The 11722-nt window shown below is 60.5% G+C and carries 11 protein-coding genes; 5 read left to right on the top strand and 6 right to left on the bottom strand.

Annotated features, from left to right (window positions below; translation table 11 throughout):
- Positions 1-60 precede the first annotated feature (60 nt).
- From flhA to hypA, 6 genes are all read right to left on the bottom strand, one after another.
- The gene (flhA, locus tag EAE_RS01780; RefSeq protein ID WP_015703267.1) at positions 61-2133 is read right to left on the bottom strand and encodes a formate hydrogenlyase transcriptional activator FlhA; all 2073 of its coding nucleotides are present in this window, start codon (positions 2131-2133) and stop codon (positions 61-63) included.
- A gap of 138 nt (positions 2134-2271) precedes the next feature.
- Positions 2272-3282: a hydrogenase expression/formation protein HypE gene (gene hypE, locus EAE_RS01775; RefSeq protein ID WP_015703266.1), complete on the bottom strand. Its 1011-nt coding sequence runs from the start codon at positions 3280-3282 to the stop codon at positions 2272-2274.
- Complete coding sequence (hypD, locus tag EAE_RS01770) at positions 3279-4400, bottom strand: hydrogenase formation protein HypD (protein ID WP_015703265.1); 1122 nt, start codon at positions 4398-4400, stop codon at positions 3279-3281. The genes hypE and hypD overlap by 4 nt, the downstream gene beginning before the upstream one ends.
- Entirely contained in the window at positions 4400-4672 is a 273-nt protein-coding gene (locus EAE_RS01765) for a HypC/HybG/HupF family hydrogenase formation chaperone (RefSeq protein ID WP_015703264.1), read from the bottom strand. The genes hypD and EAE_RS01765 overlap by 1 nt, the downstream gene beginning before the upstream one ends.
- The gene (hypB, locus tag EAE_RS01760; protein ID WP_015703263.1) at positions 4663-5535 is read right to left on the bottom strand and encodes a hydrogenase nickel incorporation protein HypB; all 873 of its coding nucleotides are present in this window, start codon (positions 5533-5535) and stop codon (positions 4663-4665) included. Before hypB ends, EAE_RS01765 begins: the two co-directional genes overlap by 10 nt.
- A 6-nt stretch (positions 5536-5541) precedes the next feature.
- Positions 5542-5886 (bottom strand): hydrogenase maturation nickel metallochaperone HypA, encoded by a 345-nt coding sequence (gene hypA, locus EAE_RS01755; RefSeq protein WP_015370023.1) that lies wholly within the window; start codon positions 5884-5886, stop codon positions 5542-5544.
- Positions 5887-6098: 212 nt separating this feature from the next.
- Between hypA and hycA the strand changes: the two genes are divergently transcribed.
- The 5 genes from hycA (at position 6099) to hycE (ending at position 11714) form a co-directional block, all read left to right on the top strand.
- Entirely contained in the window at positions 6099-6548 is a 450-nt protein-coding gene (gene hycA / locus EAE_RS01750; protein WP_015703262.1) for a formate hydrogenlyase regulator HycA, read from the top strand.
- A gap of 82 nt (positions 6549-6630) precedes the next feature.
- Positions 6631-7239, top strand: a complete 609-nt coding sequence (locus EAE_RS01745; protein WP_015370025.1) for a 4Fe-4S dicluster domain-containing protein — start codon at positions 6631-6633, stop codon at positions 7237-7239.
- Positions 7236-9062 carry a formate hydrogenlyase subunit 3 gene (gene hycC / locus EAE_RS01740; RefSeq protein WP_015703261.1) on the top strand — a complete coding sequence of 609 codons (1827 nt, stop codon included), beginning with the start codon at positions 7236-7238 and terminating at the stop codon, positions 9060-9062. The genes EAE_RS01745 and hycC overlap by 4 nt, the downstream gene beginning before the upstream one ends.
- 2 nt (positions 9063-9064) lie before the next feature.
- Positions 9065-9988, top strand: coding sequence for a respiratory chain complex I subunit 1 family protein (locus tag EAE_RS01735; RefSeq protein WP_015703260.1), 924 nt, complete (start codon positions 9065-9067; stop codon positions 9986-9988).
- A 16-nt stretch (positions 9989-10004) separates the two neighbouring features.
- A complete protein-coding gene (gene hycE, locus EAE_RS01730; RefSeq protein WP_015370028.1) occupies positions 10005-11714 on the top strand; it encodes a formate hydrogenlyase subunit HycE in 1710 nt (569 codons plus the stop codon).
- Positions 11715-11722 lie beyond the last annotated feature (8 nt).

Below are 11722 nucleotides of genomic sequence, written 5' to 3'. Positions count from 1 at the left end.
AGAAGGCGCAATGCGCCGCCTCCGGGAGAATCCCCACGCTATGAGAGACATATCGCCGGGCTAGACTAACCGATCCTTATTAATGCCTAAACGCTTCATGCGCGACAGCAGCGTCGTGCGCTTGAGCCCCAGGCGCTGGGCGGCGCCTTTTGGCCCGGCCACCACGCCGTTGCTCTCTTTCAGTACCCGGACGATCAGCTGATATTCATCTTCGCCTTCCTCCGGCAGCACTTCCGGCGCCAGCGTCTCCTGTTCAATATGCATTTCCGGCAGCGACAGTTGCAGTACGTTGCCGCGGGTCAACAACACCGCGCGCTCGACGACGTTTTCCAGCTCGCGCACGTTGCCCGGCCACTCCATGCGCGAAAGCGTGCGCAGGGTCTCCGCGGGAATACTGTCGATGTTGCGCCCCAGACGGCGGGCGATTTTGAAAGTGAATGCTTTCACCAGCAGTGGAATATCGTCCGGGCGTTCGCGCAGCGGCGGCAGGTGGATCGGGAACACATTGAGCCGATAGTAAAGATCGCTGCGGAATTCACGATCGATAACCATCTGTTTGAGATCGCGGTTGGTGGCGGCTATCAGCCGTACATCGGTCTGAATCAGTTTATTGCTGCCCAGACGTTCGAATTCCTGCTCCTGGAGAACGCGCAGCAGCTTCGGCTGCAGTTCCAGCGGCATATCGCCGACCTCATCGAGGAACAGCGAGCTTTTGTCCGCTAGTTCGAAACGGCCGATGCGCTGGGCGCTGGCGCCGGTAAAAGCGCCGCGCTCGTGGCCGAACAGATCGCTTTCCAGCAGGCCCGCGGGCATCGCCGCGCAGTTCATTTTCACCATCCGCCGGCCGTTGCGCCCGCTCAGGTTATGAATAGCGCGGGCAATCAGTTCCTTACCGGTGCCGGTTTCACCGAGGATCAGCACCGTACTGTCGCTCTGCGCCACCATCTCCACCTGTTTAAGCACGCTGTGCATCGCTTCGCTGCGACCGATGATTTCGCCGAACTCGCTTTCGACGTTGTTGAGCTGTTCAGTGAGCGCCAGGTTTTCATCCACCAGCCGTTCTTTCAGACGCTGGATCTCGCGGTAGGCGAGGGCATTATCGATAGCTATCGATACGCGCTCGGCGATTTGCCGCAGCAGTTTAAGGTTGGTGGTGGTAAATACTTGTTCATCGCACTGCGCCAGCTTAAGTACCCCGAGCAGCGTATTGCCGGACATGAGCGGCAACAGGCACAGGGTCTGGATCTGGTTATCCCACATCTCGAAGAGCATTTTCTCATACGGCGCCAGCGAGTCGTGCTCATGCAGATTGAGTAACAGCATCTCTTTGCTCTTAAACACCCGCTCGGTTAGCGTGCCGGCTTCATCGACTTCGCTTTGGTCGTGGACCGGATGGCTGGCGTCGAGATAGTGGGTAGAGTAGATGTTAAGCTTGCCTTTGCGGTTGCTGCGCAGCACCACGCTGATGGCGTCGATGCGGAAATAGCGGTGGATCTCTTTCGCCACCTCGCTGACCAGCTCGTCAATATCGAGGCGCGACAGGACGGCGTTGGTGATGGCCACCAGGATGCGGAAGTTATCGCGCTCGTGGCACAGCAGGTCGTAATCGACGTTGTTGCTGACCCGGCTTTGGATCTGCTCGGTCACGACGGCGACAATCTGCGCGAAAGTATGCAGGCGCTGGTACTCTTTTTCGCTCCATGGCCGGTTGTCGTCGCGGATGAACTCACAACCGCCGAAGATGCGGCCTTCCGCCGCCAGCGGCAGCAGGCAGTAGTAGCCGAATTCCGGGTAAATGCCGCTGGCGGCCAGCTGCGGCCAGGTTTCGGCGAAGGTCACGTTGTCGCAATGTAGCGCGTCGGGGCGCGACAGCAGGCGGCGTACCGGGCCGTGCGCCAGTACGGTTTCATCTTCGTAGCTTGCCGGCTGCCCGGCGTCGTCGCAGGCGTACCTGGCGGCGCGATGGTTGCCGTGGTTCCACAAGATAATCGCCGCCCGGTCGGCAAGCGCGGATTGCTGCACCAGACGGGTTAGCGTTTCGCTCAGCGCGGCCAGATCGGGCTGCTGTAATAAAATACGGGTGATATCAAACAGACCCTGCTGCCCGAGATCGCCCATTGGTGTATACGACATTGCTTAAGTCCAAAAAGCGCCGCAGCGCGGCGCAGAATAAAGAGATGAATCAAATAATAGTCTGTTAATAAAACAATTGTTGCCGTTGTTGAGGTCGCCCTGATATGGCGACTGCCACCTTCCAGGCCTGTTCAGTGGTTAGCAAATTCTTGGCAGCGGCTCGGCGTGGGGAAGATCGAGTGTACGTTTAACACCATATAACCCGACAGAGCGCACGCCGGCGCGCTCGACAACGTCGCCAATTATCGCGGCATTCTGCCCGAGCGGGTGAGACCGTAAATGCTCAAGTACGCGCGGCGCGGCTTCTCTGGCGACGGCAATCACCAGTTTACCTTCGTTGGCGAAATTCAGGGCGTCCAGCCCCAGCAGTTCGCAGACGCCGCGCACCGTATCGTTGACCGGCAGCTTCGCTTCATGCAGCTCGATACCGCAGCCGCTGGCGGCGGCGAACTCGTGCGCCACCGCGTTGACGCCGCCGCGGGTGGCGTCGCGTAGCGCTTTAATGCCCGGAATCTCGCGCAGGGTCTGGATAAGCGGCGTCAGCACCGCGCAGTCGCTGGATAACGCGCCGTCCAGCCCCAGCTGTTCGCGCAGGTTAAGAATGGTGGCGCCGTGATCGCCGAGCGTGCCGCTGACCAGCAGCACATCGCCGGCGCTAATCTGCTGCGCTCCCCAGTGAATATCGCCGGGGATGGCGCCAATACCGGCGGTATTGATGAATATTTTATCTGCCGCGCCGCGCGGCACCACTTTGGTATCGCCGGTCACAATGGCAATCCCGGCCTGCTGAGCGGTAGTTGCCATGCTGCGCACCACCGCTTCCAGCGTCGCCATCTCCAGCCCCTCTTCGAGGATAAACCCGCAGGAGAGATAGCGTGGCACGGCGCCGCTGACCGCCACGTCGTTGGCGGTGCCGCAGACCGCCAGCTTGCCGATATCGCCGCCGGGGAAAAACAGTGGGTCAATAACGTAGCTGTCCGTTGAGAAGGCCAGCCGATCGCCCTGGGCGGCAAGCCCGGCGAGATCTAAACGCGCCTGATCTTCCTGTTCGGCCAGCCAGGGGTTGGCGAAGGCCTGCATAAACAGCTCGCCAATGAGTTGCTGCATCGCCTGACCGCCGCTACCGTGAGCTAACTGAATGCTTTTCATGCTTTATTTTCCTGACTGCGATATTGATACCAGGCGGCGCAGGCGCCCTCTGAAGAGACCATCAGCGCGCCAAAGGCGCTCTGCGGGTTGCAGACGCGGCCAAACAGCGGACACTGGTGTGGTTTACAACGCCCGGTCAGCACTTCACCGCAGCGGGCGCGCGGGTCGTCGCAAACCCGCTGCGGCGCCGGGCGGAAATGGGCCTCGGCGTCAAAGCGTTGATAATCTGGCGTCAGGCAAACGCCGGAATCGTTGATCGTCCCCAGGCCGCGCCATTCGCTATCGCCGCTCAGGCAAAAGACTTCGGCGATTGCCGCCTGCGCCAGCGCGTTACCGGCATCCGGCACCACGCGACGGTACTGATTCTCTACCTGACTGCGCTGCGCTATTTTCTGCTCAACCAGCATGATCACGCCTTGCAGTAGATCAACTGGTTCAAATCCAGCAACGACTAATGGCCGATGATAGTCGCTGGCGATGAAACCGTAGGCGTCGGTGCCAATCACCATACTGACGTGGCCGGGGGCGAGAAACGCATCGATACCATTGTCCGGCTGGTCCAGCAGGCTGCGCAGCGTTGGCAGCAAGGTGATGTGCTGACAGAAAAAGTAGAAGTTGCCGACGTTGCGCTCGCGGGCCTGACGCAGCGTCAGCGCGGTGGCGGGCATGGTGGTTTCGAAACCGAGACCGAAAAACACCACCTCGCGCTGCGGATTCTGCTGCGCCAGCCGCAGGGCGTCCATCGGCGAGTAAACGATTCGCACATCGGCGCCGCGACTCTTCGCCTGCAGCAGCGACCCGTTTTTTCCCGGCACGCGCATCGCATCGCCAAAGGTGCAGAAAATCACCCCCGGACGGCTGGCTATCTCGATACACGCATCAATGCGGCCCATCGGCAGGACGCACACCGGGCAGCCGGGGCCGTGAATAAATTCAATATTGTTCGGTAATAGCTGGTCGAGGCCGAATTTGAAGATGGCGTGGGTATGGCCGCCGCAGACCTCCATCATCCGCAGCGGGCGGGCTTCACTGTAGTCCAGCAGCCGGGCGCGCTGCTGCAGATGTTCGACCAGCTGCAGCACCTGCTCCGGCGCGCGGTATTCATCAACAAAACGCATTATCGCTCCTCGCCGTATAGCAGCGCGCCGACGTCCGGTTCCACCTCGAACATGTTTTGCAGCGCCTCGAGGGTATCGCGCGCTTCGGCTTCGTTAATCACGCTCATGGCGAACCCAACGTGGACCAGCACCCACTGGCCGATGCGCGGCTGGCCCTGTTCATCGACGGCGCCGACCAGCGTCAGATCGACTTCGCGCTGGATGCCGCACACTTCAACCTTCGCCATCACGCCGTCAATCGTGCGAATTTGCCCCGGAATGCCTATGCACATCGCTGCGTCTCCAGCCAGTTAAGCCACTGGTCCATGCCTTCGCCGCTGGTGGCGGAGAGCAAAATAATCTCGATATGAGGGTTCACTTCACGCGCGCAGGCTAGGCACTTCTCGACGTCAAAGTTGAGGTACGGCAGCAGGTCGACTTTGTTGAGCAGCATCAGGCTGGCGGCGGCAAACATATGCGGATACTTCAGCGGTTTATCTTCTCCTTCGGTGACCGACAGCACCGCCACTTTATGGCGTTCGCCAAGATCGAAGCTGGCCGGGCAGACCAGGTTACCGACGTTTTCGATAAACAGAATGCCGTTATCGCCAGCCGGCAGGCGCGCAGAGGCGTCGGTAATCATTTGCGCATCGAGATGGCAGCCCTTGCCGGTATTGACCTGAATCGCCGGCGTGCCGGTGGCGCGGATGCGCGCGGCATCGTTGACCGTCTGCTGATCGCCTTCAATGACCGCGCAGTCGACGATGCCTTTCAGGCGGGTCAGGGTTTCGGTGAGCAGGGTGGTTTTACCGGAGCCGGGACTGGAGACCAGATTTAGCACCAGTTGGTTATTCGCCGCGAAGCGCGCGCGGTTGCGCGCCGCCAGGCGGTTGTTTTTATCCAGAACGTCGATTTCGACTTCCAGCATCCGCCGTTGGCTCTGGCCCGGCGCGTGGGTACCCGCTTCGCCGTGGCCGTAATGCAGATCGCCTTGCGCGCTGCGGGTCGGGGAGAAGTTATCGGTTTTCACGCCGGTGATGGTCATGGTCTGGCGCGGGGCGGGGGCGAAGGGGGCGCTGCGAAACGCCGAGTGCGGGTTATGTTCATCGCCTTCGATATAAAGGTTGCCTTCTCCGCAGCCGCATGTCGTACACATAATCTTTTACTCCAATTCTAAACGCTGAATCTGTAAGCCATCATCCGCCACGATCTGCAACTGGTCGTTATCGCAGTGCGGGCAGCGGCGGACGTGCTGAGAGACAAGATGCACATACTGCTGACAGCGTTCACACCAGCATTCGGCCTGTTGCTCGGCAATGTGCAGCGCGCAGCCTTCCGCCAGCGTGCCGCGGCACACCAGTTCAAAACAGAAGGTGAGGGCGCTGGCCTCCACGCAGGAAAACGCGCCAACCTTCAGCCACACGCCGGTGACCCGGCGCGCGCCGTTTTGCCGCGCCTGTTGCTCAATGATTTCCAGCGCCCGCTGGCTTAGCGTGATTTCGTGCATGTTGGCCTCCGTTAATACTATGGCGGCTATATGCAATAACGATGCCAGGAGACCATAAACGGCGGGGGAACTGTCGATGACGACGACGTGCGGCTGTCATCGACATGTCGTGATGGCGCGCGAGTTTTTAATAATTCCTTTAAATTCAAATAAATAAATTTTGGCATGGAAAATGCTTAACCGGTGCATCTCATGTAACGGGAGGATCCGGGATGACAATTTGGGAATTAAGTGAAAAGGCGGACTACATCGCCGATCGTCACCGCCAGCATCAGGAGCAGTGGCACACCTACTGCAACTCGCTGGTTCAGGGCATCACCCTGTCGAAAGCGCGTCTGCATCACGCGATGAGCTGCGCGCCGGACAAAGAGCTGTGCTTCGTGCTGTTCGGCCACTTTCAGGTATATGTCGCGCTGGCGGAAGGCTTTAACAGCCACACCATCGAATACTACGTAGAAAGCAAAAATGGCGATGACAAACGGCTGATCGCCCAGGCGACGCTGGATGCGGAAGGCGTAATTGACGGTCGCATCAGTAACCGTTCCCGCGAAGCGGTGCTGGAACACTACCTGGCGATCATCGCCACCGTATATGACCGCCTGTATGAGGCCATGGAGCGTGATCAGCCGGTGGATTTAAACCATCTGGCGCAGGTCCATTAATTATGAAGTGTCGACAAGTGTCGAAACCGACACCTGCGCGGCCTGATTTCGTCAAAAGTGACTTTCACCCGAGGATGACCCGGTGAACCGTTTTGTAATTGCTGATTCCAGCGTCTGTATCGGCTGCCGCACCTGCGAAGCCGCCTGTTCCGAGACGCACCGCCAGTATGGCCTGCAAAGTATGCCGCGCCTGCAGGTCATGCGTAATGAAAAAGAGTCTGCGCCGCAGATGTGCCACCACTGCGAAGACGCGCCCTGCGCCGCGGTGTGCCCGGTCAACGCCATTACTCGCGTTGACGGCGCGGTACAGCTGAATGAAAGCCTGTGCGTGAGCTGCAAACTGTGCGGCATCGCCTGCCCGTTCGGCGCGATTGAATTCTCCGGCAGCCGCCCGTTGGATATTCCCGCCAACGCTAACACGCCGATGGCGCCCGCCGCGCCGCCGGCTCCGGCCCGCGTCAGCTCGCTGCTCGATTGGGTGCCTGGCGTTCGCGCTATCGCCGTGAAATGCGACCTCTGCCACTTTGATGAGCAGGGCCCGGCGTGCGTGCGGACCTGTCCGACCAAAGCCTTAGTGCTGGTGGATATTCGCGACATAGCTAAGTCCAGCAAGCGTAAGCGTGAACTGACCTTTAATACCGACCTCGGCGATTTGTCGCTGTTTCAGGCGCAACAAGGGGGCGTGAAATGAGCGTGGTTGCATTAGTGAATCAGGCGGTTGCCTGGTATACCGCCAGCGCGGTGCTGGCGTTTTTATTTAGTCTGCGTAAACCGCTGAGCGGCGCGATTGCCGGGATCGGCGGCGCGGTTGCCAGCGCGATGTTAATCGTCGCTGGCTTTTCGGCGCTGATCGCGCCGGAGCGGATCAACGGCGGCATGCTGCAGTATCTGCATCTGGCGATGCGGGTGGGCGGGATTAACGCTCTGTGGCTGTTGGCCATTGGCCTGTCGGCGCTGCCGATTTCGCTGTTTAACATTTCCTGGCATCGTCATCCGCAGGTCAAATCCAACGGCCTGCTGGTTAACCTGCTGCTGGCTGCCGCCACCTGCGCGGTGGTGGTGACTAACTTCGGCAGCCTGGTGGTGATGGCGGAAATCATGGCGCTGTGCGCCGCGTTCCTTACCGGCTGTGCGCAGTCCGGCAAACTGTGGTTTGCGCTGGGGCGTCTCGGTACCCTGCTGCTGGCGTGGACCTGCTGGCTGGTGTGGTCGTTCTACGGCACTCTCGATCTGGCGGCGATTAGCCAGTTGGCCGCTGGCGCGCCGCAGAACATGGCGCTGTGGCTGCCGGGTCTGCTCGGTTTTGCCCTGCTCGCCGGGGTGATCCCGCTGCACGGCTGGGCGCCGCAGGCGCATGCGGGCGCCAGCGCCCCGGCCGCCGCGCTGTTTTCTACGGTGGTGATGAAGGTCGGTCTGTACGGCATCTTGACCGTGTCGCTGGCCGGTAGCGTGCCGCCGCTGTGGTGGGGCGTGCTGCTGCTGGTGTTGGGGATGATTACCGCCTTTATCGGCGGGCTGTACGCGCTGATGGAACATAATATCCAGCGCCTGCTGGCTTACCACACCCTGGAAAACATCGGCATTATTCTGCTTGGCCTCGGCGCGTTCGTCACCGGTATTGCTACCGGCAATAATGCGCTGATGGTGCTGGGCTTTATCGGCGGCATGTACCACCTGATCAACCACAGCCTGTTCAAAACCACGCTGTTCCTTGGTGCGGGGGCGGTGTGGTTCCGTACCGGGCATCGCGATATCGAGAAGCTGGGCGGCATCGGTAAAAAAATGCCGCTGATTTCACTCGCCATGCTGGTGGGGCTGATGGCGATGGCCGCGCTGCCGCCGCTGAACGGCTTTGCCGGCGAATGGGTTATCTATCAATCCTTCTTCAAGCTGAGCACCGGCGAGGTGTTTATCGGCCGTCTGCTGGGGCCGCTGCTGGCGGTTGGCCTGGCGATTACCGGGGCGCTGGCGGTGATGTGTATGGCCAAAGTCTACGGCGTCACCTTCCTCGGCGCGCCGCGCAGTAAAGAGGCGGAAAACGCCACCTGCGCGCCCTGGCTGATGACCTTAAGCGTGGTGCTTGCCGCCGCGTGCTGCGTCATCGGCGGCGTGGCGGCACCATGGTTGTTGCCGCTGGTCGGCCACGTTATTCCGGTTCCTGCGCAGGCCACAAGCGTCGTGTCGCAGCCGCTGATCGCCATTCTGCTGATTGCCTGTCCGCTGCTGCCGTTCCTGTTGATGATCTTCTTCAAAGGCGACCGCCTGCCGGCGCGCTCGCGCGGCGCGGCGTGGGTCTGCGGCTACGACCATGAACAAGCGATGGTGGTCACCGCCCACGGCTTCGCCATGCCGGTGAAAGAAGCCTTTGCGCCGCTGCTGAAGCTGCGTCACTGGTTGAATCCGGTACGGCTGGTGCCCGGCTGGCAGAACGCCGCCGCGCCCGCCTTGCTGCGCGGCGTGGCGCTGATCGAACTGGCGGTACTGGTGGTGATTGTGATTTCGCGAGGAGCCTGAGAGTGAACCTATTCGTTGCATTAATACAGGCGCTGGTACTGTTTGCCGTCGCGCCGCTGCTGTCCGGCCTGACCCGCGTTGCCCGCGCGCGCCTGCATAACCGCCGCGGGCCGGGGGTACTGCAGGAGTATCGGGATATCCTGAAACTGCTGGGTCGCCAGAGCGTGGGCCCGGACGCTTCCGGCTGGGTATTCCGCCTGACGCCGTTTGTGATGGTTGGCGTGATGCTGACCATCGCCGCCGCGCTGCCGGTGGTGACCGTAGATTCACCGCTGCCGGGGCTGGGCGACCTGATTACGCTTATCTATCTGTTCGCCATCGCCCGCTTCTTCTTCGCCATTTCCGGCCTGGATACCGGCAGTCCGTTCACCGCCATCGGCAGCAGTCGTGAAGCGATGCTCGGTGTGCTGGTCGAACCGATCCTGCTGCTTGGGCTGTGGGTCGCGGCGCAGGTTGCCGGCTCCACCCATATTAGCGCGATTACCGATACCGTTTACCACTGGCCCGCCGCGCGCAGCATCCCGCTGATCCTGGCGCTGTGCGCCTGCGCTTTCGCCACCTTTATCGAAATGGGCAAGCTGCCGTTCGATTTAGCCGAGGCCGAACAGGAACTGCAGGAAGGGCCGCTTTCCGAGTACAGCGGCAGCGGTTTCGCGGTGCTGAAGTGGGGCATCAGCCTGAAACAGCTGGTGGTACTGCAGATGTTCGTCGGCGTATTTATCCCGTGGGGACAGATGACCAGTTTTAGCGCGCCAGGCCTGCTGCTGGCGCTGGTGGTCGCCGTCGTCAAGCTGGTGCTCGGGGTGCTGATTATCGCGCTATTCGAAAACAGCATGGCGCGTCTGCGCTTTTGTGCCACCTCCCGCGTTACCTGGGCCGGGTTTGGTTTCGCCTTTTTAGCTTTCGTCTCCTTGCTGGTGGCGTGATTAAGAGAATTTGAGCATGTCTGAAGAAAAAATCGGTCAACACTATCTTGCGGCGCTGCACCAGGCCTTTCCTGGCGTGGTGCTGGATGAAGCCTGGCAGACCAAAGATCAGCTTACCGTCACCGTGAAGGTTAACTACCTGCCGGAAGTGGTCGAGTTCCTGTACTACAAGCAGGGGGGCTGGCTGTCGGTACTGTTCGGCAACGACGAACGTAAGTTGAACGGCCACTACGCGGTTTACTACGTGCTGTCGATGGAGCAGGGCACTAAATGCTGGATCACCGTGCGCGTGGAAGTCGACGCTAACAAACCGGAATATCCGTCGGTGACCCCGCGCGTGCCGGCGGCGGTATGGGGTGAACGCGAAGTACGCGATATGTACGGTCTGGTGCCGGTGGGCTTGCCGGACGAGCGCCGCCTGGTGCTGCCGGATGACTGGCCGGATGAACTCTATCCGCTGCGTAAAGACAGCATGGACTACCGCCAGCGCCCGGCGCCGACCACCGACGCGGAGACCTACGAGTTCATTAACGAGCTCGGCAGTAAGAAAAACAACGTGGTGCCGATTGGCCCGCTGCACGTCACCTCCGATGAGCCTGGACACTTCCGTCTGTTTGTCGACGGCGAGAACATTATCGACGCCGATTACCGCCTGTTCTATGTCCACCGCGGCATGGAAAAGCTGGCGGAAACCCGCATGGGCTACAACGAAGTGACGTTCCTGTCGGACCGGGTATGCGGCATCTGCGGCTTCGCCCACAGTACCGCCTATACCACCTCGGTGGAAAACGCGATGGGCATCGTGGTGCCGGAGCGCGCGCAGATGATCCGCGCCATTCTGCTGGAAGTAGAACGCCTGCACTCGCACCTGCTGAACCTTGGCCTGGCCTGCCACTTCACCGGTTTTGACTCCGGTTTTATGCAGTTCTTCCGCGTACGCGAAACCTCAATGAAGATGGCGGAGATCCTCACCGGCGCGCGTAAAACCTACGGTATGAACCTGATCGGCGGGATTCGCCGCGATCTGCTGAAAGAGGACATGATCCAGACCCGCCAGCTGGCGCAGCAGATGCGCCGCGATGTGCAGGAGCTGGTGGATATGTTGCTCAGCACGCCGAACATGGAACAGCGCACCGTCGGTATTGGCCGTCTGGATCCAGAAATCGCCCGCGACTTCAGTAACGTCGGCCCGATGGTCCGCGCCAGCGGCCACGCCCGCGATACTCGCGCCGATCACCCGTTCGTTGGTTACGGTCTGCTGCCGATGGAAGTTCACAGCGAGCAGGGCTGCGACGTGATTTCCCGCCTCAAGGTGCGTATCAACGAAGTTTATACCGCGCTGAATATGATTGATTTCGGTCTCGACAATCTGCCCGGCGGCCCGCTGATGGTGGATGGCTTCACCTATATTCCGCACCGCTTCGCGCTGGGCTTCTCGGAAGCGCCGCGCGGCGACGATATCCACTGGAGCATGACCGGCGACAACCAAAAACTGTACCGCTGGCGCTGCCGTGCGGCGACCTACGCCAACTGGCCGACCCTGCGCTATATGCTGCGCGGCAACACCGTCTCCGACGCGCCGCTGATTATTGGCAGCCTCGACCCTTGCTACTCCTGTACCGACCGCATGACGGTGGTCGATGTACGTAAGAAGAAAAGCAAAGTGGTGCCGTACAAAGAGCTGGAGCGCTACAGCATCGAGCGTAAAAACTCGCCGCTGAAATAAGGAATCGC

Source organism: Klebsiella aerogenes KCTC 2190 (assembly GCF_000215745.1).
GTDB lineage: Bacteria > Pseudomonadota > Gammaproteobacteria > Enterobacterales > Enterobacteriaceae > Klebsiella > Klebsiella aerogenes.
The sequence above is the reverse complement of the archived record's forward strand: the minus strand, read 5'-3'. Positions and strand labels throughout refer to the sequence as shown.

Excerpts from the sequence above, each read along its gene's own strand:
- flhA (WP_015703267.1), bottom strand. The coding sequence starts at position 2,133 with ATGTCGTATACACCAATGGGCGATCTCGGGCAGCAGGGTCTGTTTGAT.
- hypE (WP_015703266.1), bottom strand. The coding sequence starts at position 3,282 with ATGAAAAGCATTCAGTTAGCTCACGGTAGCGGCGGTCAGGCGATGCAG.
- hypD (WP_015703265.1), bottom strand. The coding sequence starts at position 4,400 with ATGCGTTTTGTTGATGAATACCGCGCGCCGGAGCAGGTGCTGCAGCTG.
- EAE_RS01765 (WP_015703264.1), bottom strand. The coding sequence starts at position 4,672 with ATGTGCATAGGCATTCCGGGGCAAATTCGCACGATTGACGGCGTGATG.
- hypB (WP_015703263.1), bottom strand. The coding sequence starts at position 5,535 with ATGTGTACGACATGCGGCTGCGGAGAAGGCAACCTTTATATCGAAGGC.
- hypA (WP_015370023.1), bottom strand. The coding sequence starts at position 5,886 with ATGCACGAAATCACGCTAAGCCAGCGGGCGCTGGAAATCATTGAGCAA.
- hycA (WP_015703262.1), top strand. The coding sequence starts at position 6,099 with ATGACAATTTGGGAATTAAGTGAAAAGGCGGACTACATCGCCGATCGT.
- hycC (WP_015703261.1), top strand. The coding sequence starts at position 7,236 with ATGAGCGTGGTTGCATTAGTGAATCAGGCGGTTGCCTGGTATACCGCC.
- hycE (WP_015370028.1), top strand. The coding sequence starts at position 10,005 with ATGTCTGAAGAAAAAATCGGTCAACACTATCTTGCGGCGCTGCACCAG.